Below are 26164 nucleotides of genomic sequence, written 5' to 3' on the forward strand. Positions count from 1 at the left end.
TCCGGCCGGCGACCGGCTGCGCGCAGTCTGGCAAGCGCAGCGGCCGCTGCCAAGCGCGGGTGCAGCATGTGTGCTCGCCGCGGTCAGCGCGGGCGCTGCTGCCATTGCGCCCGCGTCTGGCCCCAGACCTGCAGCGGCTTGCCCTCGTAGGGCGGCGGCAGTGGCGCCATGCGCAGCAGCGTGCTGCCCAGCTTGCGCGCGACCGCCCTGGAGTTGTCGTTGTCCTCGGCGATGGTGTGGATCACTTCCTCCCAGCCGAGGGTGTCGAACGCCCAGTCGATGGCGGCCCTGGCGGCTTCAGGTGCATAGCCCTGGCCCCAGCTGGCGCGGCGGATGCTCCAGCCGACCTCGGTCCCGGGCCAGTCCTGGGGCTGCCAGGGTCCCATCCGGCCGACCCAGTGCCCGCTGGACTTTTCGATCACGCTGAACATCGAAAAGCCGAACAGCTGCCACGCGCCGGCCAGGCTGCAGAAGCTACGCCAGGCCACCGATGGCGCCTGTACGCCCCCCAGCGTGCGCATCACCTGCTCGTCAGCGCAGAACGCCAGGTACGGCTCGTAGTCCTGCCGCTGCGGCGGGCGCAGGATCAGGCGTTCGGTTTCGAGGCGCAGGTCGAAGATGCTCATGCGGGTGTCCCCGGAGGAAAGTGGTCCACCATCATCGCCGATCCGCGCGCGCGTGCCCTGCCTGCGCACGGCGGTTGCCGGCGGATCGCGGAAACGAAACAGGCCGGCGGATGCCGGCCTGTTCGATGCATGCTGCAGGGACTGCCTTACTGGCGGCTGGCCGAGGCACCATCGGCCGCGGCGGTCTGCGTGACCAGCTGACCGTCCACCACCGGCAGGCGATCGCTGGCCGGCTTGTTGTCCATGCGCACGGTCTTCTCGGCGCCGTCGTAGCGGTAGGTCACGTTGTAACCCTTGACCACGTCGCTGGTACCCATGGCGATGCGGTTACCCGGCTTGCTGCCCATCCGCATGGTGCCGGTGGTGCCGTCTTCGTTGCGGTAGGTCACGTTGTAGCCGGTGACCCGGCTCGATTCGGAGGTCGCGGTTTCGGTGTGGCACTGGCGCTCGGTACGGTTGACCACGCGGCCACCGACGTGGCGCTTGTCCACCTGGTTGCCGATCAAGCCACCGGCCACGGCGCCGGCGGCGGTGGCGGCCTTCCTGCCGTTGCCACCGCCCACCTGGTTGCCGAGCAGGCCACCGACCACGGCGCCGACCACGGTGCCGCCGACATTGCCGTCACGTTCGGGCAGGCGCTCCTGCACCACCACGTCCTGGCACACTTCGTGCGGCGTCTGGGTGGTGGAGGTCTCGCGCACCGGGTCGGTACCGATCACGGTGGCATAGGCCTTCTGCTTCTCGGTGATCGGATCGACCTTCAGCACGTCGGCGTATTCCAGGCCACGCGGCGCGCTGGCATCCAGCGCGTTGCCCCGGGCACCGTCATCGGTGGCATTGTCATCGGCCAGGCGCGATTCACCCGGGTTGGCGGCGCCAAGCTGCTCAGGCGCCGTGTTGCCACTCTTCATGAAGGCGGCGGTGGCGATACCGCCGACCAGCAGCGCGCCCGCTGCGACCAGGACAGTTGTTGTTGTGCTTTTCATGACCTGCTCCTTGCGGACCGTCCGCAACGTTCTCGGACCAGATTGCAGCATGGCCTGCCTGAACGGAATCTCCACATTTCCTGCTCGCTGGCGTAACCCATTCAGCAAGGGGAAACACTCGGTCCGTGGTAGCGTTTGCAGGTTCCCCCAACGCATGGTCGCAGGAGACCGCCATGGCCAACCCGATGCTGCTGCCGGTACTGCAATGGGCACGCCGGCTGCGCTACCCCACCCTGTTCAAGCTGACTGCCGGCCTGTTCGCACTCACCTTGTTCATCCCCGATCCGATTCCGTTCGTCGACGAACTGATGCTGGGCCTGGGAACGCTGCTGCTGGCTAACTGGAAGAGCCGCAACGCGGTCAGCCCGCCACCGCTGGAGCAGCGTTGAGCGGACTGATCGACAGCCACTGCCACCTGGACGCGGGCGCGTTCGATGGCGATCGTGCGGCGGTGATCGAGCGCGCGCGGGCGGCGGGCGTGCACGCGCAGGTGGTCCCTGCGGTCACCGCCGCCAGCTGGCCCGGGCTGCGCGAGGTCTGCCGCCAGGCGTCCGGGCTGCACCCGGCCTATGGCCTGCACCCGATGTTCCTGGCCGAGCACCACCCGGCGCACCTGCCGCAGCTGCGCGACTGGATCGACCGCGAGCGCCCGTGTGCCATCGGCGAATGCGGGCTGGACTTCTTCGTGGACGGCCTGGATGCGCAGGCACAGCAGGACTACTTCGTGGGGCAGCTGAAACTGGCGCGCGAATTCGACCTGCCGGTGATCGTCCACGCGCGCCGCGCGGTGGATGCGGTGATCGCCGCGATCCGTGCCATCGGTGGCCTGCGCGGTGTGGTGCACAGCTTCTCCGGCAGCCCCGAACAGGCGGCCCAGCTGCACCGCCAGGGATTCCTGCTGGGCCTGGGCGGCCCGCTGACCTACGACCGCGCCCAGCGACTGCAGCGCCTCGTGCGGGAGATGCCGCTGGAGCAGCTGCTGCTGGAGACCGACGCACCGGATCAACCCGATGCCGGCATCCGTGGGCAACGCAACGAACCGGCACGGCTGGCGGTCATTGCCGGCCATGTCGCCGCTCTGCGTGGCATCGAGGTGGAGGCGGTGGCGCGGGCGACCACGGAGAATGCGCGGCGCCTGTTCAACCTGCCCACCTGACCGGTAGCGCCGGGCCGTGCCCGGCGCGCCCCTCACGCGCCTGCCGGGACCTCGGCCTCTTCAGCCTTGACCTTCTTCGGCGCCAGCAGCATCTCCAGCGCCTTGCCGACGGCAGCAAACGCGAACGCACCGGTGATGTGCGTGGCCGCGCCCAGGCCCGCACCGCAATCCAGCTTCAGCGCCGCATCGGCGCCGAGATCCGGGCGCAGGCCACAGACACTGCCATCGGCCTGCGGATACTTCACGTTCTCCAGCGAATACACCGCCGGCACGCCGAAGTAGCGCTTGGCGTTCTTGGGGAAGTTGAATTCACTGCGCAGCTTCTTGCGGATCAGCGCCAGCATCGCATCATGCTCGGTGCGCGAGACATCGCGGATGCGCACCAGGGTCGGGTCGGTGCGGCCGCCGGCTGCGCCCACGGTCAGCAGCGGCAGCTTGCGGCGGCGGCACCAGGCGATCGTCTCGACCTTGACCCGGAAGCTGTCACAGGCATCGATCACCAGATCGAAGCCACGGTCCAGCAGGTCGGCCATGTTGGCCGGCGTCAGGAACGCCTGCACGGCATCGACCTCGATCTGCGGATTGATCGCCCGGCAGCGCTCGGCCATCGCCTCGGCCTTGTTGCGCCCATAGTTGCCTTCCATCGCGGGCAGCTGGCGGTTGGTGTTGGACACGCAGATGTCATCGGCATCGATCAGGGCGAGGTGGCCGACCGCTGAACGGGCCAGTGCCTCCACCACCCACGAACCGACGCCGCCCATGCCGACCACCGCCACGCGACTTTTCTGCAGGCGCTCAAGGGCGCCGACGCCATACAGCCGTTCGATGCCGGCGAAGCGTTGTTTGACCTGTTCATTCATGCGGCTATTTTAGCGTGCAGGCCGCGGTGACCGCAGTGCACCGGCGCCAAACCCTTCGTTGCACGCCTGGAGCCCGCCATGAATGCCCGCCCGCCCGGCCCGCCCTCTGCCGCCTACCGCTACCTGTTCGTACTGGCCCTGGGCCTGCTGGTCGGGGGGATCGCCACGGTGATGGCGCTGCGTGCGCTGCAGGCGCGCCGCGATCCGTTCCCGGACAGCCTGATGCAGGTCATGCAGCACCAGGCCGCGCTGCTGCAGCGGGCACAGCAGCAGGACCGCTGCAGCCGGGTGGACAGCACGCCGCGCCTGCAGGCCCTGCGCCTGCTCTCCAATGAGCTGGACCTGGCATTCCCCGGGCTGAAGGACAACACCCGTTTCCAGGAACATGCCCGCCGCTACCGCGCGCATCTCGATGCGGCGCTCACGGCCGCGCCCGCCGACTGTCCTGCCCTTGCGCGGCGCGTGCAGGTGCTGCAGGACGACTGCCGCGCCTGCCACCAGGACTTCCGCTGATTCATCTTTCAGTGGGCGAGGGGCGGCGCGGTTGGCGCCTTGTTCACGTTGGAAAGAGGACGATTCGTCCACCCTGCTGCATGACGCAGTACCACCCAACGCACCCGCCTTCACGGCCAGGAGACGCCCCATGAAGATCCAGCTCATCGCTGCCAGCGCCATCGCAACCCTCGCCCTGGCAGGCTGTGCCACCTCGCCCGGCTATGGTGGCGGTGGTTACAACAATGGCTACAACAACGGCGGCTACGGCAACAATTCCGGCTACAACCAGGGCCGCTGCGCCGACTGCGGCATCGTCACCCGCATCAACACGGTGCAGTCCGGCCGCACCGCGCCCAGCGCCACCGGCGCGATTCTCGGCGGCATCGTCGGTGCCGTGGCCGGCCATGAGATCTCCGACCATACCGGTGGCAGCCGCGGCAACAAGAACATCGCCGCCGCCGCGGGCGCCGTGGGTGGTGCACTGGCCGGCAACCAGATCCAGAAGAACGTGACCAGCGATACCTACGACATCAGCGTGCGCATGGACGATGGCCGCACCATCGTGGTCAACCAGCGTGACCTGGGCGGCATCCGCGAGAACACCTACGTGCGCGTGGTCAACGGCCGGGTGATCCTGCGCTGAACCCGGGCGGGCCACGCCGGATAAAAAAAGGCCCGCTTGCGCGGGCCTTTTTCATGCCGACGGGCGGCAGGTATTACGCCGGCTGCACCTTGTCAGCCTGCAGGCCCTTCTGGCCCTGCACGACTTCGAAGGTCACCGACTGGCCTTCCTTGAGGCTCTTGAAGCCCTGGGTCTCGATGGCGCGGAAGTGCACGAACACGTCCTCGCCATTCTGCCGGCTGATGAAGCCGAAGCCCTTTGCATCATTGAACCACTTTACGGTACCGGTCTCGCGATCAGCCATCTCACTAACTCCCTTTGACTCTCTCTTGTTGTTGGATACGCCTGTTCGGCGGCTGACAAGCAAGGGGGAAGCGAGGTGCATCGATGCAGCGGATCGGAACGATCTTGCTTCATCAGGCCACGATCCACGGTGACCTTGCCAAGCTCAGCGACTGCAACTTAACTCGACCAAAACGAAAAAGCAACTGGCAAAATCTTTCACTGTCAACCCCAAAAAGCCCACCATACTGGACAGCATGGACCTCTCATTCATCTTGTATCTGCTAGCGGTCATTTTTGTCCTGATCGGCATCGCCGGTATCGTCCTGCCGGCCCTGCCCGGCATCCCGCTGGTGTTCGTCGGCCTGGTGCTGGCGGCCTGGGGCGACGGCTTCACCCATGTCGGCTGGCCGACGCTGCTGCTGCTTGGCGCGCTCACCGCGCTGTCGCTGGCGGTCGACGTGCTGGCCACAGTGGTCGGCGCCAAGCGCGTGGGCGCCAGCCGCAAGGCATTGTGGGGAACCTTCATCGGCAGCATCGTCGGCCTGTTCTTCATGCCGATCGGGCTGTTTGCCGGGCCGCTGATCGGTGCGCTGCTGGGTGAGTACTGGCACACCCGCGAACTCGGCCGATCAACCCGGGTCGGGCTGGCCACCTGGCTCGGCATCCTGCTCGGTCTGGCGCTGAAGCTGGCCGTGGTGATCGCCATGCTGGGCCTGTTCGCCTTCGCCTGGTTCCTGTGAGCGACCGCCTTCACGCTGCGGGCACACCGGCGCCGGGCATAACTCCCCGGGGCTGGCCGTCACCCGGCGCAGCCGCCACACTGTGCCTCTCCTCCGCATTCACCTTGAAGGGCCTGCTGCAATGACCCTGCCCACCCTGCTTCCCCGACTGGCGCCGCTGGCGCTGGCCCTGGCCAGTGCCCCGCTGGCCGCCCAGGAATTCGCGCCGAGTCCGGAGGCCTCGCCGGCCGCCTGTGCGGCGATCAGCACCGATGCCGCGCGCCTGGCCTGCTATGACCGCCAGTTCGGACGCACCGCAGCCACCACGGCCGAGGCCGATGCTGCAGCCGAAGCCGCCGCGCAGGCCCGTCGCGAGCAACGCCAGACCACGCGCCTGAGCCAGGGCGAGGAAAAGCTGCGCGAACGCGTCGGCGACCTGTTCCGCCCGGCACGGCCGGACAGCGCGTTGGCCAATGCCGGCCGCGGCTCGCTGCTGGACAGCCGCTGGGAGCTGGCCGAGGACTCCAAGCTGGGTCCGTTCCAGCTGCGCGCCTACAAGCCGGTGTACCTGTTGCCCGCGTTCTGGACCAGTGACCGCAACACCACCCCGCATTCGCCGAACCCGGCCAACACGGTCACCACGCCGCAGGTGCTGGACAGTGCCGAACTGAAGTTCCAGATCAGCTTCAAGACCAAGATCGCCGAGAACCTGTTCGGCGACAACGGCGACATCTGGGCCGGCTACACCCAGAGCTCGCGCTGGCAGGCCTACAACGGCGAGGATTCGCGCCCGTTCCGCGAAACCAATTACGAGCCGGAAGTGATGATGGTGTTCCGCAACGGCTACTCGATCGGTGGCTGGCGCGGACGCATGACCGGCATCGCCCTGAACCACCAGTCCAACGGCCGCGCCGATCCGCTGTCGCGCAGCTGGAACCGGGTGATGCTCAACATCGGCCTGGACCGCGAGAACTGGGCGCTGGTGCTGCGCCCCTGGTACCGCATTCCCGAGTCCCGCAGCGATGACAACAACCCGGACATCGAGGACTACATGGGCCGCGGCGACGCGACCCTGACCTGGAACCACAAGGGCCATGAGATATCGCTGATGGCACGTCACTCGCTGCGTACCGGCGATCGCTCGCACGGCGCCCTGCAGCTGGACTACGGCTTCCCGATCAGCAACCTGCTGCGCGGCCACGTGCAGGTATTCGACGGGTACGGCGAAAGCCTGATCGACTACAACCACAAGGCCACCTACGTGGGTGTGGGCGTGTCCCTGCTGGAGTGGTTCTGATGGCGGTGACGATCTGGCACAACCCGGCATGCAGCAATTCGCGCGGGGCGCTCGCGTTGATCCGTGATGCCGGCATCGAGCCGGAGGTCATCGACTATCTCGGCACGCCGCCGGATGTGGCGACGCTGCGCCAGGTGCTGGCCGAGTCCGGACTCACTGCGCAGGCGCTGGTACGCAGCAAGGAGGCCGAGTTCAGCGAGCTGGGCCTGCACGACGCCGACGAGGCGACCCTGCTGGCGGCCATGGCCGGGCACCCGCGGTTGATCAACCGCCCGCTGGTGCGCACCGCCAAGGGCACCCGCCTGTGCCGGCCGCCGGAGACGGTGCTGGAGATCCTGTAGTGCCGGGCCAGGCCCGGCTGTGTCAGTCAAGGGCGGCGCACCGGTGATCACAGCCAGTCGGTGATGCCTTCGCGGCGGTAGACCTCGGCAAAGGCCGGGCGCGCCTTCAGCCGCTGGGCATGGGCCTTCAGCTGCGGCCACTGGTCGCTGGGCGTGGGCATGTTGCGCGACCAGCGCATCAGCATCACCAGCATGAAATCGACCACGGTCGGCGCATCGCCCAGCACGTAGGGGCCTGCCGCCTGCAGGTGTGTGTCCAGCTGCTGCCAGGCCGCTTCCAGCTGCTGCCGCGCCGCCTCGCGCACGGCGTCGATGCACTGCCCTCCCGCTGTTTCATCGGCATAGAACCAGGCACGGTAGGCCGGCTGCACGGTATTGGCGCACCAGAACATCCAGCGGTACGCCTCGCCACGGGCGGGCGTCCCCACCGCCGGCAGCAGCCCCGCCTGCGGATGGCGATCAGCCAGGTACAGGGCGATCGCCGCCGCCTCGGTCAGCACCTGACCGTCGATCAGCAGGGTCGGCACCCGGCCGGCCGGATTCAGTGCCAGGTAGTCGGCTGATTTGTGCTCGCGCGTGCCGAAGTCGAGCAGGACCAGGTCGTGGTCAAGACCCAGCTCGATCAGCAGCCAATGCACCACCAGTGACGCCGTGCTGGGGGAGCCATACAGAGTGGTACGCATGCAGCGGATCCTGTGCAGGGAATCCGCCGATTATGCGCGGTGTATCCGCGCGTGCGTCAGCCGCAGCTGCTCACGCAGGTATCGCGCTGTTCGCCGCAGCCCATCATCGGTGCCCGCATCGTGCAGTCGTGTGCCTTCAGCTCGCAGGAACGGCGCAGCTCGGGATGCTGGATGTCCCTGCAGCGCCGGTCCGGTGCCACCTGCTGTTCACAGCTGGCCTGGCGGCTGCCGCCCGTGGTGTCCCGCGCCATGCAGCTGCGATAGCCGGCCTGGCACTGCATGCGGCACTGCGCGCCAGCGGAGAAACCGGCACCTTCATGGGAGGACGTTGTGCTGCAGGCGGCCAGGACCAGCAGGAACACAACCACGAGGGATCGATGCAGGCACATGGGCACATCCAGTGGTGGGGTGTGCCGACCCTAGCAGAGCGCGGTTGCCCGTGCAGGCACCGGTGCCCCTGTGGCGCCGTTGCCGTACCGCTCTGCACACGACAACGGCGCCACAGGGGCGCCGTTGCCTGCACCGGAACGGGAGGAATTACTCCACCACCACCGGAATCTTGCCGATGCGGGCCTGCCACTCGCGCGGACCGGTCCTGTGCACCGATTCGCCGGTGGAATCGACGGCCACGGTCACCGGCATGTCCTGCACCGTGAACTCGTAGATCGCTTCCATGCCCAGGTCGGCGAAGCCGACGACCTTGGCCGCCTTGATCGCCTTGGACACCAGGTAGGCCGAACCACCGACGGCCATCAGGTAGGCCGACTTGTGCTTCTTGATCGCCTCGATCGCCGCCGGACCGCGCTCGGCCTTGCCGACCATGCCCAGCAGGCCGGTCTGCGCCAGAACCTGCTCGGTGAACTTGTCCATGCGGGTAGCGGTGGTCGGGCCCGCCGGGCCCACCACTTCGTCACGCACCGGATCGACCGGGCCGACGTAGTAGATGAAGCGGCCCTTCAGGTCGACCGGCAGTTCCTCACCCTTGTTGAGCATGTCGACCATGCGCTTGTGCGCCGCGTCGCGGCCGGTCAGCAGCTTGCCGTTGAGCAGCAAGGTCTGGCCCGGCTTCCAGTTGGCCACGTCCTCCGGGGTGATCGTGTCCAGGTCCACGCGGGTGCCCTTGGACGCGTCGTAGGTGAGCTTCGGCCAGTCTTCCAGCGACGGCGGGTCCAGCATCACCGGGCCGCTGCCATCCAGGGTGAAGTGCGCATGGCGGGTGGCCGCGCAGTTGGGGATCATCGCCACCGGCAGGTTGGCCGCATGGGTCGGGTAGTCGTTGATCTTGATGTCCAGCACGGTGGTCAGGCCGCCCAGGCCCTGCGCACCGATGCCCAGCGCGTTGACCTTCTCGTACAGCTCCAGGCGCAGTTCTTCAATGCGGTTGGACGCACCACGGGCCTGCAGTTCGGTGATGTCGATCGGCTCCATCAGCGCTTCCTTGGCCAGCAGCATCGCCTTTTCAGCGGTGCCGCCGATGCCGATGCCGAGCATGCCCGGCGGGCACCAGCCGGCGCCCATGGTCGGCACGGTCTTCAGCACCCAGTCGACGATGGAGTCGGACGGGTTGAGCATGGCGAACTTGGTCTTCGCTTCGGAACCACCGCCCTTGGCGGCGACGATCACATCGACCGTGTTGCCCGGCACCACCTTGACGTTGACCACGCCCGGGGTGTTGTCCCTGGTATTGGTGCGCTTGCCGGCCGGATCGGCCAGCACCGAGGCGCGCAGCTTGTTGTCCGGGTGCAGGTAGGCGCGACGGATGCCCTCGTTGGCCATGTCCTCCACGCCCATGGTCGCGTCGTCCCAGCGCACGTCCATGCCGATTTCCAGGAACACGGTGACGATGCCGGTGTCCTGGCAGATCGGGCGGTGACCTTCGGCGCACATCCGCGAATTGATCAGGATCTGGGCCATCGCTTCCTTCGCGGCCGGCGACTCCTCGCGCTCGTAGGCGGCGGCAAGGTTCTTGATGTAGTCGACCGGGTGGTAGTACGAGATGTACTGCAGCGCGTCGGCGACGGACTGGATGAGGTCTTCCTGCTTGATCGATGTCACGGAATGCTCGCTTGCTGAAGGCTGGCGGGGGTAATCCGCCCATTTTACCCCCTCCGTCGCCGGGGGTGCCGTTGTACAGTCGTGTCACACGCCTGCCCGCCGTGGCGTCCTTGCCGACATGAACGCCGAAACCGCCTTCCATACCCACCGCCCGCGCCTGATGGCGCTGGCCTACCGCCTGCTGGGCAGCCGCAGCGATGCCGAGGACGTGGTCCAGGATGCCTGGCTGCGCTGGTCCGGCGTGGACGCCGCGGCCGTCGCCGACCCCGAGGCCTGGCTGATCACCACCACCACCCGGCTGGGCCTGGACCGGCTGCGCGCGGCCAAGCGCGAGCGCGTGCACTACGTCGGCCCGTGGCTGGCCGAACCGCTGGCGGTCAGCCTGGAGCCTGAACCGTCCAATGACCCCGCCCTGGCCCATGCCCGCGCCGATGAGGTGTCGGTGGCTTTCCTGACCCTGCTCGAACAGCTCGGCCCCGAGGAACGCGCCGCCTTCCTGCTGAAGGAAGCGTTCGACCACGAGTACCGGGAGATCGCCCAGCTGCTCGGCCACAGCGAGGCCAACTGCCGGCAGCTGGTGCACCGGGCGAAACAGCGCCTGCAGGCCGGACGGCCACGCTTCAACGCCGATGCCGGCCAGCACCGGCAACTGCTGGCGCGCTTCATGGACGCCACCCAGCGAGGCGACAGCGAGGCCATCCAGGCGCTGCTGCACGCCAATGCGCGCCTGGTCTCCGACGGCGGCGGCGTGGTCACCGCGGCGGTGCGCCCGCTGCTGGGCGCCGAGCGCATCGGCCGCCTGTTCTGGGCCATCGCGCGCCGGCAGCTCGGCCATACCGCCCGGCTGGGGCGGGTCAACGGCGAACCGGCGATCCTGCGCTTCGCTGGCGACCGTCTGCACTCGATCACCACCATCGAGGTGGTCGATGGCCGCATCGCCCATGTGTACAGCGTGCTCAATCCGGAAAAACTGCCGGGGACTGTCACGAACGTGGACGGCACGGCGTCCTGGTAGTGAAAGGCGGCCACCGTGGCCGCCGTGGAGCCGAACATGTCCGACCACGCCTCTCCCCGCGTTCCCTATACCCGCCTGGCTGCCGACGCCTTCAAGGGCCTGCTGGCCACCAGCAAGGCGGTGCATGACAGCTCGATCGACCCGACGTTGATGGAACTGCTGTTCCTGCGCGTGTCCCAGCTCAACGGCTGTGGCTACTGCATGGACATGCACGGCACCGCGCTGCGCAAGGGCGGCATCGAGCCGCGCAAGCTCGATACCCTTCCGGCCTGGCATGAAAGCCGCTTCTTCGATGCACGCGAGCGTGCGGCGCTGGGCTGGGCCGAGGCACTGACCCGGCTGACCGACGGCGCGCCGTCGCAGGCGGCGTTCGATGCGCTGGCACCGCATTTCGACGAGAAGGGCATCAGCGACCTGAGCATGGGCATCGCGGTCATCAATGCCTGGAACCGGCTGGGCGCCGGGCTGCTGCCGCCGCTGCCCTGAGCGCTTCGTTGACAGTGCCTGGAGCGCCGGGCACTGTACCTGCCCCGCAGGAAGCATCCGAGCGTCATGGCCGACGAAGCCTCCGACACGCCCAGCAAGGAGGCGCTGAAGGCGCTGACCCAGTACCGGGAGCGGGACACCGCGTCGCCCGAACTGCTGTCGACGCTTGAACGGCATGGACTGTTGTGGCCCGTCGAACATCCGGGCCATGAGGCCCTGCAGATGCGGATGTTCGCCGCCTATGCCCGCGCCGACCGCCAGCATGTGGCAGACAACTTCATCCTCGGTGTGCAGGAGAACCGCAGCGACCTGCGCGCCGGGCTGTCGGCGTATGCGTTCATGGTGCACTTCCCCAGGCATCAGGAGCAGCCACATCCCAGCCTCGCCTGTGCGGTCTGCGGCCAGGTCCGCGAAGGCAGATTCGACCCGACCACCTGGGCGCGCGTCCGCCACAACATCGGGGTCGTGCTCGGCGGAAGCGTAAACGCCATCACCTTCCTGTTGGAACAACACAATCTGACGCCCAGACGGCCGCCCGGCGACATGAGCACGCTGGTGGCACTGCTGCGGCTGCTGCACCACGAGAGCGACGCCAAGGACACCCCGTCGACCATCGTCAAACGCGTGCGCGCGCTGCCGGGCCTGAAACTGTCCGTCGAGCAGGCGCGTCACCTGCTGGATGCCCTGGGCCATGCCGGGCTGCTGCAGACCCCCGAGCATCCTGGCCTGGCGCAACGCTTCACCCGGGTCGGTCTGGCACCGCGCACGTCGCGCTCTTCGGACTGGGGCTATCCCGTCGATTTCTGGAAAGGCGCCTACGGCATCGACCGCGGAGCCCTGCGCTTCTGGTTCGCTCACCATCCTGCGCTGCTGGCTGCGCTGGACTGAGCGCGCAGGCGGCTCCGACGCGCTGCCCTGCCGGCGCATGGCAGGCATGCGTCCCGTTCATGCCTCCGCCACGCGCAGGGCGCGCACAATACGCGCATGCCTGCTTCCCCCAACGCTGGCGCAGCCAGCGCAAAGAAACCCAGCCTGCGCCAGCGCTTCAAGGCGATGCGCAACCTGCCGCCGTTCCTGCGCCAGGTGTGGCAGACCAGCCCGGCCCTGACTCTGGCCAGCCTTGGCCTGCGCCTGATCCGGGCGCTGCTGCCGGTGGCGATGCTGTACGTGGGCAAGCTGATCATCGATACGGCCCTGCACCTGAGCCAGCACGAGGCAGGGTTCCCGCCACTGGGTGAGGCGCTGTCCAGTGGCCTGCTCACTCCGCTGCTGGGCCTGCTGGCGCTGGAGTTCGGCCTGGCCATCGCCTCGGACCTGCTCGGCCGGCTGGTCAGCTACGCCGATGCCCTGCTGTCGGAACTGTTCGCCAACGCCACCAGCGTGCGCCTGATGGAACACGCGGCCACCCTGGACCTGGAGGACTTCGAGGACCCGGACCTGCAGGACAAGCTGGACCGTGCGCGGCGCCAGACCATGGGCCGGATGAACCTGATGAGCCAGCTGTTCGGCCAGGTGCAGGATGCGATCACCGTGGCCAGCCTGGCGGTGGGCCTGCTGGTCTACGCGCCGTGGCTGATCCTGCTGCTCGCGCTGGCGCTGGTGCCGGCCTTCATCGGTGAGTCGCACTTCAATGCCGCCGGCTACAGCCTCAACTTCCTGTGGACGCCCGAACGCCGCCAGCTGGACTACCTGCGCCAGCTCGGCGCAAGCGTGGAGACCGCCAAGGAAGTCAAGATCTTCAACCTGCACCGCTTCCTGGTCGACCGTTACCGCACGCTGTCGGCGGCCTTGTTCCTGGCCAACCGTGCGCTGGCACGACGGCGCGCGTTCTGGGGCACGCTGCTGGCCGCGCTGGGCACGCTGGGCTATTACACCGCCTACGCCTACATCGCCTGGCGCACGGTGCGCGGCGATTTCTCCATCGGTGACCTGACCTTCCTCGCCGGCAGTTTCCTGCGCCTGCGCCAGCTGCTGGAAGGGCTGCTGATCGGCTTCTCGCAGGTCGCCAGCCAGGCGTTGTACCTGGACGATCTGTACTCGTTCTTCCAGATCGAGCCGGAAATCCACTCGCGCGAAGGCGCGGTCAGCGTGCCCCGCCCCATCCGCCAGGGTTTCGTGTTCGAAGACGTGGGCTTCCGCTATCCCGATGCCGAGCAGTGGGCCGTACGCCACCTCAATTTCCAGCTGCATGCAGGCGAAGTGCTGGCCCTGGTCGGCGAGAACGGTGCCGGCAAGACCACCCTGGTCAAGCTGCTGGCGCGCCTGTACGAACCGGACGAGGGCCGCATCCTGCTCGATGGCCGCGATCTGCGCGAGTACGACCTGGACGACCTGCGCGCCAACCTCGGGGTGATCTTCCAGGACTTCGTCCGCTACAACCTCAGCGCCGGCGAGAACATCGGCGTCGGCCAGGTCGAGGCGATGGAAGATCGCGCACGCATCACCGATGCCGCGCGCCGTGGCATGGCCGAGGAAGTGATCCAGGCGCTGCCGGGCGGCTACGAACAGCAGATCGGCCGCCGCTTCAAGCAGGGCGTGGACCTGTCCGGCGGCCAGTGGCAGAAGATCGCCATTGCCCGTGCGTGGATGCGCGACGCGCAGGTGATGATCCTGGATGAGCCCACTGCTGCGCTGGACGCGCGCAGCGAGTTCGACGTGTTCCAGCGGTTCAGGGAACTGGCGGATAATCGGACAGCCATCCTGATTTCCCACCGGTTTTCCTCGGTGCGCATGGCCGACCGCATCCTGGTGCTGGCCGACGGCCGCATCGAGGCCAGCGGCACCCATGAGCAGCTGATGGCCCAGGGCGGGCGCTACGCCGAGCTGTTCGAACTGCAGGCCGCCGGTTACCGCTGAGAACGCCTCTCGTTCCGCCTAATGAGAACCTGTCTCATTTGAGCTAGAATCCCTCCTGACGACTTCTGATAGATACGCCCATGTCCTCCGCTTTCGGCGCCGAAACGGTGCTTGAGGTCCGCCACTGGACCGACGCCTACTTCAGCTTCACCCTCACCCGTGACAGCGGTTTCCGCTTCGAGAACGGCCAGTTCGTGATGATCGGCCTGGAAACCGAGGCGCGCCCGCTGCTGCGCGCGTACTCCATCGCCAGTGCCAACTGGGAAGAACAGCTGGAGTTCTTCAGCATCAAGGTGCAGGACGGTCCGCTGACCTCGCGCCTGCAGCACATCAAGCCGGGCGACAAGGTGCTGGTCGGCAAGAAGCCCACCGGTACCCTGCTGATCAGTGACCTGCACCCCGGCAGGAATCTGTACCTGCTGGGCACCGGCACCGGCCTGGCGCCGTGGCTGTCGGTGATCAAGGACCCGGAAACCTACGAGCGCTTCGACAAGGTGATCCTGTGCCACGGCGTGCGCTACGAAAGGGACCTGGCCTACCGCGACTACTTCGAGAAGGAACTGCGCGAGCACGAGTTCCTGGGCGAGATGGTCGGCGACAAGCTGCTGTACTACCCCGCCGTGACCCGCGAACCGTTCGCCAACCAGGGCCGCCTGACCTCGCTGATGGAAAGCGGCGAGATGCAGCGCACCCTGGGCCTGCCCGAACTGAGCCCGGAAAACGACCGCGCGATGATCTGCGGCAGCCCGCAGATGCTGGCCGACCTGCGTACCGTGCTCGATGCGCGTGGCTTCCAGGTGTCACCGCGTATCGGCCAGCCGGGCCACTACGTGTTCGAGCGCGCCTTCGTCGAGAAGTAAGGCACCGCGGTAGCGCCGGGCCCTGCCCGGCGGATGACGGTCACAGCAGCGCTTCGATCGCGCTGCGCAGCTGCTCCGGCGTGGTGGTCGGCGCATAGCGCGCCACCACCTGGCCCTGGCGATCGACCAGGAACTTGCTGAAATTCCATTTGATGCGCGCGATGCCCAGCAGGCCGCGCTTCTGCTGTGACAACCACGCCCACAGCGGATCGGCCCCGTCGCCGTTGACCTCGATCTTCTCCGACAGCGGGAAGCTGACCGGGTAATCCAGTGAACAGAACCGGCGGATCTGCGCGGCATCACCCGGCTCCTGCGCGCCGAACTGGTTGCAGGGGAAGCCCACCACCACCAGGCCGCGATCGCGGTAGTCCTGCCACACCTGCTCCAGGCCCGTGTACTGCGGCGTGAACCCGCAGCGGCTGGCCACGTTGACCAGCAGCAGCGGGCGGCCCTGGTACTGCGACAGCGGCTGCGGCTGGCCTTCCAGGTCACGGAAGCTGAAGTCGTAGGCGGTGGTCATGGCGGCGGGTCCGGGGACGGTGAGTGCATGGTACCCGTGCAGCCCCGTGGCGGCGCAACCACGGCAGGCGCCTGCCAGCATGCCTTTTGACACAAGTGCCGGCGCGGCGGCCCGGGTTACCCTCGGGCCCTTGTTTGCCTTACCGGAGTATCGACCTTGACCACCCGTCTTGCCCTTGCCGTGGCCATGACCCTCGGCCTTGCCCTGCCCGCCTACGCTGCCGGCGCCGCCACCGCGGCCGCCAGCAGCACCGCCCAGCAGGCCAACCCGTTCTTTGCCGACAGCCCGCTGCCGCTGCATTTCCCGCAGTTCGACAAGATCAAGGACAGCGACTTCGCCCCGGCCTTCGACGCTGGCATGGCACAGCAGCTGAAGGAAGTGGAGGCCATCGCCAACAACACGGCCAAGCCGACCTTCGACAACACCATCATCGCCCTGGAAAAGAGCGGTGACACCCTGGACCGCGCCACCACGGTGTTCTTCAGCCTGGTCGGCGCCGATACCAACGACACCCGCAAGAAGCTGCAGGCGGACTATTCGGCGAAGTTCGCCGCGCACAGCGATGCGATCGCGCTGAACGGCAAGCTGTTCGCACGCATCCAGGCGCTGTATGACACCCGCACCCAGCTGGGCCTGGACGCCGAAGGCGTGCGCCTGGTCGAGAAGTACTATGACAACTACGTGCGCGCTGGCGCCAAGCTGTCCGAGGCCGACAAGGCCACGCTGAAGGCCATGAATGCCGAGCTGGCCAACCTGGGCACGAAGTTCAGCCAGAACGTGCAGTCGGAAGTGAACGCCTCGGCAATCACCGTCGACGACGTCAAGGAGCTGGCCGGCCTGTCCAAGGAACAGATCGCCGCCGCCGCCGAAGCGGCCAAGGCACGCGGCCTGGACGGCAAGTACGTGATCACCCTGCTCAACACCACCGGCCAGCCGCCGCTGACCAACCTGGCCAACCGCGCGCTGCGCCAGAAAATCTACGAAGCATCGACCACCCGCGGCAGCCGCGGCGGTGAGTTCGACAACACCGCGCTGGTCGCCCGCATCATGCAGCTGCGCGCCGACAAGGCCAAGCTGATGGGCTTTGCCAACTTCGCCGCCTACAACCTGACCAACCAGACCGCCAAGACCCCCGAAGCGGTCAACGCGATGCTGGGCAAGCTGGCCCCGGCCGCCGTGGCCAATGCCAAGCGTGAAGCCGCCGACCTGCAGGCGATGATCGACCAGGAACAGAAGGCCGCCGGCAAGCCGACCTTCAAGCTGGAGCCGTGGGACTGGGCCTTCTACAGCGAGAAGGTGCGCCAGGCCAAGTACAACTTCGACGAGTCGCAGCTGAAGCCGTACTTCGAAATGAAGAACGTGCTGGAGAACGGCGTGTTCCATGCCGCCAACCTCGAATTCGGCCTGACCTTCAAGCAGCGCACCGACCTGCCGGTCTACCACGATGACGTCACCGTCTACGACGTGTTCGACGCCGACGGCAGCCAGCTGGCGATCTTCATCTTCGACCCCTACGCGCGCGCATCCAAGCGCGGCGGTGCCTGGATGAATTCCTATGTGTCGCAGTCCAAGCTGACCGGGTTCAAGCCGGTGGTGGCCAACCACCTGAACATCCCCAAGCCGCCGGCCGGCCAGCCGACCCTGCTGACCTGGGACGAGGTGAACACCACCTTCCACGAGTTCGGCCACGCCCTGCACGGCATGTTCTCCAACGTGAAGTACCCGTACTTCTCGGGCACCGCGGTGCCGCGTGACTTCGTCGAGTTCCCCTCGCAGGTCAACGAGATGTGGGCGGACAACCCGGCCATCCTGAAGAACTACGCCAAGCACTACCAGAACGGTTCGGCGATGCCGCAGGCACTGCTGGACAAGGTGCTGGCCGCAGCCAAGTTCAACCAGGGCTTTGCCACCACCGAATACCTGGGTGCGGCCATGCTCGACCAGCGCTGGCACCAGATCGGCCCGGACCAGGTACCGGCGGCCAAGGACGTGATGGCCTTCGAGCGCGCCGCGCTGGAGAAGGACGGCATCTACTACGCGCCGGTTCCGCCGCGCTACAGGACCCCGTACTTCAGCCACATCATGGGCGGCTACTCGGCCGGCTACTACGCCTACATCTGGTCGGAAGTGCTCGACGCCAACACCCAGAAGTGGTTCCGCGACAACGGTGGCCTGAGCCGCAAGAACGGCGACCACTTCCGTGCCACCCTGCTGTCCAAGGGCGGCAGCGTCGATGCGATGCAGCTGTTCCGCGATTTCGCCGGCCACGAGCCGCAGATCGAACCGCTGCTGGAAAAGCGTGGCCTGACCGGCGCCGGCAACTGATTGCCCCGGCGATAGCGTGACGCAGAAAAAAACCGCCCGGGAAACCGGGCGGTTTTCTGTTGGGTCGTCCACGCATGGCGTGGATGCGATTCCACCTCAACGCGGCGCCACATACCCGCCCGGCACCCCCTGCGGCGACAGCACCAGCTGCCACAGCTGCGCGTGCCGGCAACGGAAGGACGCCATCGATCCCGCCAGGTAGAAGCGCCACATGCGCCGGAAGTGCTCGTCATACCGCTGCGCATCCAGCACCGGCCACGCCGCTTCCACGTTGCGCCGCCATGCCTGCAGGGTCAGGTCGTAGTCGGTGCCGAAGTTGTGCCAGTCTTCCAGCACGAACAGGCCTTCGAACGCCCTGGTGATCTGTGCCGCCGAAGGCAGCATCGAGTTGGGGAAGATGTAGCGCGCGATCCACGGATCGGTGCGGTGGCGCGAGACGTTGGTACCGATGCTGTGCAGCAGCAGCAGGCCCCGCGGCGACAGGCAGCGCCGGGCCACCTCGAAGAAGCTGTGGTAGTTCTTGTCGCCCACGTGTTCGAACATGCCGATCGAGAACACGGCGTCGAAAGGTTCGTCGAGCTCGCGGTAGTCCTGCAGGCGGATCTCGATCGGCAGCCCGGCGCACAGCTCACGGGCGAAGCCTGCCTGCTCCTGCGAAATGGTCACTCCGACACCGCTGACGCCATAGCGCTCGGCAGCGAACTTCAGCGCTTCACCCCAGCCGCAGCCGATGTCCAGCACGCGCTGGCCCGGACGCAGTCCCAGCTTGCGGCAGACCAGATCCAGCTTGGCTTCCTGCGCGGCGTCGAGATCGGTGGCGGTGCGCCAGTAGCCGCAGCTGTAGACCAGGCGCTGTCCGAGCATGGCCTGGTACAGATCATTGCCGAGGTCGTAATGGCGGCGCCCGACTTCATAGCTGCCCTGCCCGGACTGCAGGTTGAACAGGCGTGCCTTCAGCGCATCGGCAACGTCGCGCCAGCCATGCACGCGTTCGTCCAGGTGGGCCTGCATCAGGTGGAACAGGAAGTCGTCCAGGACGTTGGCATCCCACCAGCCCTCCATGTAGCTCTCGCCGAGGCCGAGCGAGCCGTGGCCCATGACCCGCGCGAAGAAGCGCGGGTCGTGCACCTGGATATCCTGCGGCCGGGTGCCACCGATCTGCACCCCCGCCTCCTGGAGCAGGCCGGTGACCCGCTCCTGCAACCCTGTATCCACGCCACCTCCTCGTCTGCGGTTACCCGCGTGCGAACAGTTCCACGTAATCCTTGGCCACGTGCGGCAACAGTACCGCCGCCGGCACATCCGCGGTCTGCGTGCCATCCGAGTACGGGCCCACCTGGTACGGCGGGAACACGAACCGCAGCGCGGTGATCTGCCCCTTGTCGTCGGTCAGCGGCTGGAACTGGCTGAAATTGTCCGCCTGCGGGCCGGTGCCGTCGGCGATCATCCGCGACGCGTTGCGCAGCGATTCCTGCAGCTGGGCCGGGTCCATGTCCTCGCCACTGAGGCGGGTGGCCACGCGTTCGCGCAGCTGGTCGGCGACGAAATCACTGATCGCCTTCCAGCCCTTGGCATCGCCCAGCAGCTTGTCGGCGCTGAGCATCTGCTGCTGCTGCGGCAGCCATACAAAACGTGCCACCAGCGGCTCGCCGTGGGCCCCACCGGTGTAACGACTGCCATCCGCGCTGACCACCACCAGCTGCGGGGTTTCCAGCAGCTTCTCGAAACTCAGTGACAGCTCGTAGGGCATGCTCGGTTTGTCGTTGCCCAGTCCGTCAAGCGCCTGCTGCAGGTCGCCACGGGCGGCGCTCGCGTAGTCCTGCAGCGCGCGCGCCAGGCCGGGGTATCGATCAATGCCCGCCGGATAGCTGATGCCGACCACTTCGCGCTCGTTGTTCTCGATCACATCGCGCAGGTCCAGCGGCGCTTCCGCGACAGGCGCCTGCTGGGAGGCGGTGGCCTCGGCCGCAGGCGCGGCGTCGGTGGCCGGTGCCGCGTCGTTGTCACGCTGGCAACCGGCCAGCAACAGCACGCCCATCGCGCCGACCAGCACGCTCGCGTGCAATGGCCGGTTGTTTCCAATCTTCATCGGGATCCCCTGTTCATGTTCGTACATCATCGCCTGCCCTGGCTGAAGCGTGGCCCGCTGGATTCAGCCTACCAGCAGATCGTGATACTCCTCGTGCCGCTGCAGGAAGGCCTCTGCATAGGCGCAGGCGGGCACCACCTTGTACTTCTGCTCGCGGGCGAAACGCAGCGCCACCCGGGTCAGTTCGCCCGCGATGCCGCGGCCGGCGATCGCCTCGGGCACTTCGGTATGGGTGATGACCATCCGCCGCCGCTTGATCTGGTACTCCAGCACCGCCTGCTGGCCACGCACGCGCGCGATGAAGCGGTGGTTGGCCTGGTCGTGTTCGACCTCGTAGGCCAGACCGGGGGGTGTGACCGAAGCCATGGGACTGTCTCCTGCGGCGACTGCGTGGATGGTGCGCAGCCGGGCGCCATGATCGCGTGAAGCCTGAACAGGGGCACGTCTGGCCCCGCCACGTCAGTTGCGGCCCTCAAGCTGCAGCCGCCACGGCCGCTAACCCCTCTGGAGGGGTCCGGCCAGCATGGCACGCCCCTTGCGACAGTTGACTATGCGACCTGCCGTGGAGGCCCGTCATGATCCCAAGCGATACCCGTTCCGATACCGACCATGCCCTGCTGGAGGGCCTGCTGCAGCTGGCCGTGGAAGGCCAGACCGAGGACCAGGCGTTCCAGCGCATCGGCGAGGAAGTGTTCTCGCGCCTGCTCGACACCTACGGCCAGGAAAGCCGGGCCTGACCCGGCCCCGCCGTTGCACGCGACCGGGCCGGATCCCTGCGGATCCGACCCGGCAGGCCTTCAGCCGCCGAGGCGGAAGCTGGGGTTGGACAGCTCGCGCAGGAAGTGGGTGAAGATGCTCGGCTGCATGGCCAGCATGAAGATCACGCCGAACGCCGCACCGGCCAGGTGCGCGCTGTGGTTGATGCGGTCGCCGCCGCGCTTGTCCATCCAGATGCTGTAACCGACGTAGAACGCGGCATAGATGATCGCCGGTGCCGGGATGAAGAACACCAGGATGATCGACCACGGCTTGATCAGGATGAAGGCGAACAGCACCGCCGATACCGCGCCGGACGCGCCCAGGCTCAGGTAGTTCGGATTCTTCTGGTTCTTCAGATAGCTGGGCAGGATCGAAACCAGCAGCGCGCCGATGTAGAACGCCGGATAGGTCAGGTAGCTGCCGGTCAGCTGCACCATCACGCTCTCGATGAATCCCCCGAAGAAGAACAGGGTGATCATGTTGAAGATCAGGTGCGACCAGTCGGCGTGGATGAACCCATAGGTGACCAGGCGGTCGTACTGGCGGTGGCGGTCCACCGCCGGCGGCCACAGGATCAGGCGGTCGGCCAGCTTGCGGTTGTTGAACGCCATCCACGACAGGAGGGCGGTGATGGCGATCAACAGCAGATTGACGGGGGTCATGTCAGGCTCAGGCGGTGCGGTAGTTGTCGACCATACGATAGCGTTTCGCATACCAACCGAAGGCCAACGCCGCGACGAAGGCGAAACCGGCGAAGAAGAACATCAGGAAGGCCGCTTCGCTCAGGCCCGTACTGGCGATCTTGTGGGTCACCGCATCGTTGCGCACGGCAGCGTTGGACAGCAGCACCCACAGGTTGCCGATGGTGGTGGTCAGGTTCCAGAAGCTCATCACCACGCCCTTCATCGCCTGCGGCGCCTGGCTGTAGGCGAACTCCAGGCCGGTGGCCGAGACCAGCACCTCACCGAAGGTGAGCAGCGCGTACGGCAGCATCTGCCAGAAGATCGACATCGCGTTGCCGCCGTCCATCACCACCTGGATGCCACCGACCACGATCCAGGCCAGGCCGCTGAAGGCGATGCCGGCGGTCATCCGGCGCAGTGCGGTCGGCTCGAAGCCGAAACGGCGCAGCGCCGGGTACAGCACCAGGTTGTTGAACGGAATCAGGATCATCACCAGCAGCGGGTTCAACGCCTGCATCTGCGAGGCGGTGAACCAGCTCGGCATCTGCATCTGCTGGCCCTGCAGCACCCAGGTCGAGGCCTTCTGGTCGAACAGCGAGAAGAACGGCGTGGTCAGCGCGAAGATCACCAGCACGCGCAGTACCGAGCGCACGCCTTCCACGGCTTCGGCCGGATGCTGGGCACGCGCGCGGTCCAGCTGCAGCCAGGTGCCGCCGCCGACGCCGGCCAGCAGCGCCACCAGTGCCAGGCACAGGCAGATCACGATGCCGAGCGAGCCGACCAGGCCGAACGAGGCCACCGCCAGCACCATGCCGGCCACCGCGATGGCCAGGCCCGGGCGACCCTGCCCGGCCACGCGCGCGGTCAGCGCGGTACGCACCACGTTGGCGAACGAATGCGGATCCTTCGGCGGCAGCGGCACCAGCACGTAGCGCTTGCGACCCAGCCAGAACACGAAGGTGGCGATGAACATCAGGATGCCCGGGATGCCGAACGCCCACTGCGGGCCCCAGTTCTTCAGCACCAGCGGGATCAGCAGCGAGGCGAACAGCGAGCCGAAGTTGATGATCCAGTAGAAGGCGTCGAACACGACCTTGGCCAGATGCTTGTTGCTCTGGTCGAACTGGTCGCCCATGAACGACGCCACCAGCGGCTTGATGCCACCGGCGCCCAGCGCGATCAGGCCCAGCCCCAGGAAGAAGCCTTCGCGGCTGCCTTCGAACAGCGCCAGGCACAGATGGCCGGCGCAGTAGACCAGGCTGAACCAGAGAATGGTGTGGTACTTGCCGAAGAACCTGTCGGCCAGCCAGCCACCGAGCAGCGGGAAGAAGTACACGCCGATCATGAAGCTGTGCATGATGTCCTTGGCTTCACCGGCACGGCCTTCCGCCGTGATTTCCTGCAGCAGCAGCGAGGTGATCAGGAACTGCACCAGGATGTTGCGCATCCCGTAGAAACTGAACCGCTCGCAGGCCTCATTGCCGATGATGTACGGGATCTGGCGCGGCATCTTTCCCTGGCCGGCGATGGGGGCGACTGCGTCGTGGCTCATCCTGTAAGGCATTCCTGCAAAGCGAAAGGCGCAAGAGTACCGGAACCGGTGCATCGGAAGCACGCTGCAGGGCTGCATGACAGCGGCGCCAAAGCATGGCAGGCCGGTGCGGGTAGGCCGGAAGTCACGGCACCTGCACGACAAAAGCGTAAACTTATCGTTATGCGCCCTGCCCCCTCCGTCCGCATCCTGCTTGGCACCCTGGCCCTGCTGCTGGCCGCGCCGGCCCTGGCCAGGCCGCAGTCTCCGCCCGGTGCAGGGCTCGCTGCCGACGTCCGGCTACTGACCGTGGCCGCGCTGGAACTGCCCAGCCGCGACGAAGGCCAGTGGAAGCAGCGCCGCGAGCAGGTGCTGCAGCTGCTGACCGATCTGCAGCCGGACGTGATCTCGGTGCAGCAGGTGCTGCAGCAGCAGGGCCGCAACCCGGCCTGCTGGCTGGCCAGCCGCCTGCGCTACAGCTGCGACTTCGTCACGGCCGATCCGCCCAGCCAGCCGTTGCGGCATGGCAATGCGATGCTGACCCGGCTGCCGGTCAGCGAGGACGGCGTCACCCTGCTGCACCCGCCGGGCACCTTCAGCGCCGCCGGCATGATGCGCCTGCGTCTGGGCGGCGGCGAGGTCAACGTCTACGTCGCCCGGCTGCGCCCGGACCCGGACGAAGCCACGGCGCGGCAGCACCAGACCAGCGACCTGATGACCTGGATCGGCGCGACCGCCGAAGGCATGCCGAGCCTGATCGCCGGCGATTTCTCCGCCAGCACCGTGGAACTGGTGCGCAGCACGCCGGGCTTCCAGCCGGCGCGCCGCAATCCCGGCGGCCGCCCGGAGGCACCGGCAGCCAGTGGCGGCGGTGCCAGCGGACATGGCCTGGACGTGCTGTTCCAGGTCAAGCATTTCGGCGGCATCCGCCAGCAGGTGATCGCGCTGCCCGCCGAGGGCGACCTGCCCGGGCTGCGCCTGGGCGTGATGGCCACCCTGCGCCTGCAGGATGTGCCTGCCACCACCGAATGAACGCACCGCTGCGCTCGCCCCGTCTCCGGTAGCGCCGGGCCATGCCCGGCGGGTGCGGTCACATGCAAACAAAAAGGCCGGGGTCTCCCCCGGCCTTCTGTTGAAGCCGCCGGGCATGGCCCGGCGCTACCGTTCTCAGGCAATCGCTTCCTGGTAACGACGCTCGACTTCGTTCCAATCGATGACGTTGAAGAACGCGCCGATGTATTCCGGACGGCGGTTCTGGTACTTCAGGTAGTACGCGTGTTCCCACACGTCCAGGCCCAGGATGGGAGTGTTGCCTTCCATCAGCGGGCTGTCCTGGTTGCCGGTGCTCTCGACCACGACCTTCTTGTCCGGGGTGACGCTCAGCCACGCCCAGCCACTGCCGAAACGGGTCAGCGCCGCCTTGGTGAACGCATCCTTGAACTTGTCGAAACCGCCCAGGTCCTTGTCGATCGCCTTGGCCACGTCGCCCACCGGGTTGCCGCCGGCCTTGGGTGCCATCACGGTCCAGAACAGCGAGTGGTTGGCATGGCCGCCACCGTTGTTGCGCACCGGACCCTGCAGGTTCTCCGGCAGCGACTTGAGCTTCTTCACCAGCTCTTCGACCGGCAGGTCGGCGTATTCGGTGCCTTCCAGTGCCGCGTTGACGTTGTTGATGTAGGTCTGGTGATGCTTGGTGTGATGGATTTCCATCGTCGCCGCATCGATATGCGGTTCCAGTGCGTCGTAGGCGTAGGGCAGCTTGGGCAGGGTGTAGGCCATGATGCATCTCCTGATAGCGAGGGCACCCGACGGTGTCGTCGGGCGTTGCGCGGTGAATGATGGGGACAGACCGCAAGATTACCAAGGGGGATGTAAAGGAAATTGCGTCCTGCCGGTGAGCCTGCCGCCAATTGTTACGCAGCGGTGACGCGCCACGCGCCCTCATGCACGGTGCAGCGCGCAGGCGCTACAGTGATCGCATTGCCCTTGCCTGCCCGCCCTCATGCGCAATCCCCGGCTGCTGATCACCGCCATCGCCCTGCTGCTGCTCGGCCTGGTCGCCAACCATTACCTGCAGCGCCCACCCGCGCCGCAGTTCGCGCCGGCGCTGCAGGGCGCGCCCACCGCCGCTGCCACGGCCGAACGCGGCGGCAGCGCCGGCCCCCGCGGCGCCCTGCCCGCGTTCCTGCCTGCCGAAGCACGCCAGACCATCGCACTGATCCAGCGCGGCGGCCCGTTCCCGCACCGGCAGGACGGCAGCACCTTCGGCAATCGCGAGCAGCAGCTCCCCGAGCGCCCGCGCGGCTACTACCGCGAATACACCGTCGACACCCCCGGCGCCCGCAATCGCGGCGCGCGCCGCATCGTGACCGGCGGCAATCCGCCGGATGCGTGGTACTACACCGACGATCACTACGAATCGTTCCGCAGCTTCACCGTTCCGGCTTCCGGAGAGCGCCCATGAGCCACGATGATTTCGGCCTCGGCCTGCACGACATCAACAACGCCGGCGTCTACGCCATCGACAGTTCCGATATCGGCGCGTTGTCGGCGGCGATGCGCGATGCCGACCTGAAGGTGATCCGGATCGACCTGGAGGGCGTGGGCGACAAGCGCACCCTGCTGGCGCGGCTGGCGGCACAGCTGGATTTCCCGGCCGGTACCGGCGGCAACTGGGATGCGCTGTCGGACAACCTGCGCGACCTGCAGTGGTTGCCGGCACCCGGCTACGCGCTGTTCCTGGCCGACGTCGATGCGCTGCGCATGGCCGGCGGCAAGGACTTCGACACCCTGCTGGACGTACTCGACGAAGCCAGCCGTGACTGGGTCGGGCGTGACGTACCGTTCTGGGTATTCCTGTCGCAGAGCAACTGAGCGGTAGCGCCGGGCCATGCCCGGCGAGCGCGCAGCGCGGC

General features: G+C 67.2%; 31 protein-coding genes. 17 read left to right on the top strand and 14 right to left on the bottom strand.

Features of this window, described 5'->3' with window-relative positions; translation table 11 throughout:
• Window positions 1–83: 83 nt before the first annotated feature.
• Together Q5Z10_RS14070 and Q5Z10_RS14075 are read right to left on the bottom strand one after the other, a co-directional pair.
• A complete protein-coding gene (locus tag Q5Z10_RS14070) occupies window positions 84–626 on the bottom strand; it encodes a GNAT family N-acetyltransferase (RefSeq protein ID WP_303636036.1) in 543 nt (180 codons plus the stop codon).
• A 146-nt stretch (window positions 627–772) separates the two neighbouring features.
• Window positions 773–1612, bottom strand: a complete 840-nt coding sequence (locus Q5Z10_RS14075; protein ID WP_303636037.1) for a glycine zipper 2TM domain-containing protein — start codon at window positions 1610–1612, stop codon at window positions 773–775.
• Between the two features lie 173 nt (window positions 1613–1785).
• Here Q5Z10_RS14075 and Q5Z10_RS14080 point away from each other — a divergent pair, with 173 nt between their 5' ends.
• Both Q5Z10_RS14080 and Q5Z10_RS14085 read left to right on the top strand, forming a co-directional pair.
• Window positions 1786–2001: a DUF6116 family protein gene (locus Q5Z10_RS14080; protein WP_303636038.1), complete on the top strand. Its 216-nt coding sequence runs from the start codon at window positions 1786–1788 to the stop codon at window positions 1999–2001.
• The gene (locus tag Q5Z10_RS14085) at window positions 1998–2768 is read left to right on the top strand and encodes a TatD family hydrolase (RefSeq protein WP_303636039.1); all 771 of its coding nucleotides are present in this window, start codon (window positions 1998–2000) and stop codon (window positions 2766–2768) included. The genes Q5Z10_RS14080 and Q5Z10_RS14085 overlap by 4 nt, the downstream gene beginning before the upstream one ends.
• A 32-nt stretch (window positions 2769–2800) precedes the next feature.
• On the opposite strand, the gene Q5Z10_RS14090 is transcribed toward Q5Z10_RS14085, so the two are convergent.
• Window positions 2801–3628: a tRNA threonylcarbamoyladenosine dehydratase gene (locus Q5Z10_RS14090; RefSeq protein ID WP_303636040.1), complete on the bottom strand. Its 828-nt coding sequence runs from the start codon at window positions 3626–3628 to the stop codon at window positions 2801–2803.
• Window positions 3629–3706: 78 nt separating this feature from the next.
• On the opposite strand from Q5Z10_RS14090, the gene Q5Z10_RS14095 reads away from it, so the two are divergent.
• The gene (locus Q5Z10_RS14095; RefSeq protein ID WP_303636041.1) at window positions 3707–4141 is read left to right on the top strand and encodes a hypothetical protein; all 435 of its coding nucleotides are present in this window, start codon (window positions 3707–3709) and stop codon (window positions 4139–4141) included.
• Window positions 4142–4271: 130 nt separating this feature from the next.
• Window positions 4272–4766, top strand: a complete 495-nt coding sequence (locus Q5Z10_RS14100) for a glycine zipper 2TM domain-containing protein (RefSeq protein WP_053516924.1) — start codon at window positions 4272–4274, stop codon at window positions 4764–4766.
• Window positions 4767–4839: 73 nt separating this feature from the next.
• Here the strand turns inward: Q5Z10_RS14100 and Q5Z10_RS14105 are convergent, their stop codons facing one another.
• Complete coding sequence (locus tag Q5Z10_RS14105; RefSeq protein ID WP_049455859.1) at window positions 4840–5049, bottom strand: cold-shock protein; 210 nt, start codon at window positions 5047–5049, stop codon at window positions 4840–4842.
• A 235-nt stretch (window positions 5050–5284) separates the two neighbouring features.
• Here Q5Z10_RS14105 and Q5Z10_RS14110 point away from each other — a divergent pair, with 235 nt between their 5' ends.
• The 3 genes from Q5Z10_RS14110 to arsC all read left to right on the top strand — a co-directional run bounded on the left by Q5Z10_RS14110 (window position 5285) and on the right by arsC (window position 7387).
• Window positions 5285–5770: a DUF456 domain-containing protein gene (locus Q5Z10_RS14110; protein WP_303636042.1), complete on the top strand. Its 486-nt coding sequence runs from the start codon at window positions 5285–5287 to the stop codon at window positions 5768–5770.
• A 121-nt stretch (window positions 5771–5891) separates the two neighbouring features.
• Entirely contained in the window at window positions 5892–7046 is a 1155-nt protein-coding gene (locus tag Q5Z10_RS14115) for a phospholipase A (protein WP_303636043.1), read from the top strand.
• Window positions 7046–7387 carry an arsenate reductase (glutaredoxin) gene (arsC, locus tag Q5Z10_RS14120; protein WP_303636044.1) on the top strand — a complete coding sequence of 114 codons (342 nt, stop codon included), beginning with the start codon at window positions 7046–7048 and terminating at the stop codon, window positions 7385–7387. Before Q5Z10_RS14115 ends, arsC begins: the two co-directional genes overlap by 1 nt.
• A gap of 47 nt (window positions 7388–7434) precedes the next feature.
• Here arsC and Q5Z10_RS14125 read toward each other — a convergent pair whose 3' ends face one another.
• From Q5Z10_RS14125 to Q5Z10_RS14135, 3 genes are all read right to left on the bottom strand, one after another.
• The gene (locus Q5Z10_RS14125; protein ID WP_303636045.1) at window positions 7435–8070 is read right to left on the bottom strand and encodes a glutathione S-transferase family protein; all 636 of its coding nucleotides are present in this window, start codon (window positions 8068–8070) and stop codon (window positions 7435–7437) included.
• Window positions 8071–8126: 56 nt separating this feature from the next.
• The gene (locus tag Q5Z10_RS14130) at window positions 8127–8459 is read right to left on the bottom strand and encodes a hypothetical protein (protein WP_303636046.1); all 333 of its coding nucleotides are present in this window, start codon (window positions 8457–8459) and stop codon (window positions 8127–8129) included.
• Between the two features lie 148 nt (window positions 8460–8607).
• On the bottom strand, window positions 8608–10125 hold the full coding sequence (locus tag Q5Z10_RS14135) for a fumarate hydratase (RefSeq protein WP_303636047.1): 1518 nt from the start codon (window positions 10123–10125) through the stop codon (window positions 8608–8610).
• A gap of 118 nt (window positions 10126–10243) precedes the next feature.
• Here Q5Z10_RS14135 and Q5Z10_RS14140 point away from each other — a divergent pair, with 118 nt between their 5' ends.
• The 5 genes from Q5Z10_RS14140 to Q5Z10_RS14160 all read left to right on the top strand — a co-directional run bounded on the left by Q5Z10_RS14140 (window position 10244) and on the right by Q5Z10_RS14160 (window position 15342).
• Window positions 10244–11140 carry an RNA polymerase sigma-70 factor gene (locus tag Q5Z10_RS14140; RefSeq protein ID WP_303636048.1) on the top strand — a complete coding sequence of 299 codons (897 nt, stop codon included), beginning with the start codon at window positions 10244–10246 and terminating at the stop codon, window positions 11138–11140.
• 36 nt (window positions 11141–11176) lie between these two features.
• Complete coding sequence (locus Q5Z10_RS14145) at window positions 11177–11626, top strand: carboxymuconolactone decarboxylase family protein (RefSeq protein WP_108765615.1); 450 nt, start codon at window positions 11177–11179, stop codon at window positions 11624–11626.
• A 66-nt stretch (window positions 11627–11692) separates the two neighbouring features.
• Window positions 11693–12514 (top strand): hypothetical protein, encoded by an 822-nt coding sequence (locus Q5Z10_RS14150; RefSeq protein ID WP_303636049.1) that lies wholly within the window; start codon window positions 11693–11695, stop codon window positions 12512–12514.
• A 96-nt stretch (window positions 12515–12610) separates the two neighbouring features.
• Window positions 12611–14482, top strand: coding sequence for an ABC transporter ATP-binding protein (locus Q5Z10_RS14155; protein ID WP_303636050.1), 1872 nt, complete (start codon window positions 12611–12613; stop codon window positions 14480–14482).
• Between the two features lie 80 nt (window positions 14483–14562).
• Window positions 14563–15342 (top strand): ferredoxin--NADP reductase, encoded by a 780-nt coding sequence (locus Q5Z10_RS14160; protein ID WP_303636051.1) that lies wholly within the window; start codon window positions 14563–14565, stop codon window positions 15340–15342.
• Window positions 15343–15382: 40 nt separating this feature from the next.
• Here Q5Z10_RS14160 and Q5Z10_RS14165 read toward each other — a convergent pair whose 3' ends face one another.
• A complete protein-coding gene (locus Q5Z10_RS14165) occupies window positions 15383–15862 on the bottom strand; it encodes a glutathione peroxidase (RefSeq protein ID WP_303636052.1) in 480 nt (159 codons plus the stop codon).
• A 156-nt stretch (window positions 15863–16018) separates the two neighbouring features.
• On the opposite strand from Q5Z10_RS14165, the gene Q5Z10_RS14170 reads away from it, so the two are divergent.
• Window positions 16019–18187, top strand: coding sequence for a M3 family metallopeptidase (locus Q5Z10_RS14170; RefSeq protein WP_303636053.1), 2169 nt, complete (start codon window positions 16019–16021; stop codon window positions 18185–18187).
• 96 nt (window positions 18188–18283) lie between these two features.
• Here the strand turns inward: Q5Z10_RS14170 and cfa are convergent, their stop codons facing one another.
• Genes cfa through Q5Z10_RS14185 form a run of 3 tightly spaced genes read right to left on the bottom strand, consistent with a single transcriptional unit; the run spans window position 18284 to window position 20642 of the window.
• Complete coding sequence (gene cfa, locus Q5Z10_RS14175) at window positions 18284–19402, bottom strand: cyclopropane fatty acyl phospholipid synthase (RefSeq protein ID WP_303636054.1); 1119 nt, start codon at window positions 19400–19402, stop codon at window positions 18284–18286.
• A 19-nt stretch (window positions 19403–19421) separates the two neighbouring features.
• On the bottom strand, window positions 19422–20303 hold the full coding sequence (locus Q5Z10_RS14180) for a DUF3298 and DUF4163 domain-containing protein (RefSeq protein WP_303636055.1): 882 nt from the start codon (window positions 20301–20303) through the stop codon (window positions 19422–19424).
• Window positions 20304–20339: 36 nt separating this feature from the next.
• Complete coding sequence (locus Q5Z10_RS14185; protein WP_303636056.1) at window positions 20340–20642, bottom strand: GNAT family N-acetyltransferase; 303 nt, start codon at window positions 20640–20642, stop codon at window positions 20340–20342.
• A 209-nt stretch (window positions 20643–20851) separates the two neighbouring features.
• Here Q5Z10_RS14185 and Q5Z10_RS14190 point away from each other — a divergent pair, with 209 nt between their 5' ends.
• Window positions 20852–21013 carry a hypothetical protein gene (locus Q5Z10_RS14190; protein WP_303636057.1) on the top strand — a complete coding sequence of 54 codons (162 nt, stop codon included), beginning with the start codon at window positions 20852–20854 and terminating at the stop codon, window positions 21011–21013.
• 60 nt (window positions 21014–21073) lie between these two features.
• Here Q5Z10_RS14190 and Q5Z10_RS14195 read toward each other — a convergent pair whose 3' ends face one another.
• Together Q5Z10_RS14195 and Q5Z10_RS14200 are read right to left on the bottom strand one after the other, a co-directional pair.
• Window positions 21074–21697, bottom strand: a complete 624-nt coding sequence (locus Q5Z10_RS14195) for a rhomboid family intramembrane serine protease (protein ID WP_303636058.1) — start codon at window positions 21695–21697, stop codon at window positions 21074–21076.
• A 7-nt stretch (window positions 21698–21704) separates the two neighbouring features.
• On the bottom strand, window positions 21705–23270 hold the full coding sequence (locus Q5Z10_RS14200) for a POT-type proton-dependent oligopeptide transporter (RefSeq protein ID WP_303636059.1): 1566 nt from the start codon (window positions 23268–23270) through the stop codon (window positions 21705–21707).
• 162 nt (window positions 23271–23432) lie between these two features.
• Here Q5Z10_RS14200 and Q5Z10_RS14205 point away from each other — a divergent pair, with 162 nt between their 5' ends.
• On the top strand, window positions 23433–24281 hold the full coding sequence (locus Q5Z10_RS14205) for an endonuclease/exonuclease/phosphatase family protein (RefSeq protein WP_303636060.1): 849 nt from the start codon (window positions 23433–23435) through the stop codon (window positions 24279–24281).
• A 135-nt stretch (window positions 24282–24416) separates the two neighbouring features.
• Here the strand turns inward: Q5Z10_RS14205 and Q5Z10_RS14210 are convergent, their stop codons facing one another.
• Window positions 24417–25028: a superoxide dismutase gene (locus tag Q5Z10_RS14210; RefSeq protein WP_303636061.1), complete on the bottom strand. Its 612-nt coding sequence runs from the start codon at window positions 25026–25028 to the stop codon at window positions 24417–24419.
• Between the two features lie 223 nt (window positions 25029–25251).
• On the opposite strand from Q5Z10_RS14210, the gene Q5Z10_RS14215 reads away from it, so the two are divergent.
• Window positions 25252–25713 (top strand): guanyl-specific ribonuclease, encoded by a 462-nt coding sequence (locus Q5Z10_RS14215; protein WP_303636062.1) that lies wholly within the window; start codon window positions 25252–25254, stop codon window positions 25711–25713.
• A complete protein-coding gene (locus Q5Z10_RS14220) occupies window positions 25710–26123 on the top strand; it encodes a barstar family protein (protein ID WP_303636063.1) in 414 nt (137 codons plus the stop codon). Before Q5Z10_RS14215 ends, Q5Z10_RS14220 begins: the two co-directional genes overlap by 4 nt.
• The last annotated feature ends 41 nt before the right edge of the window (window positions 26124–26164 follow it).

The sequence above is a fragment of the Stenotrophomonas sp. 704A1 genome, from assembly GCF_030549525.1.
GTDB classification, from domain to species: Bacteria; Pseudomonadota; Gammaproteobacteria; order Xanthomonadales; family Xanthomonadaceae; genus Stenotrophomonas; species Stenotrophomonas tuberculopleuritidis.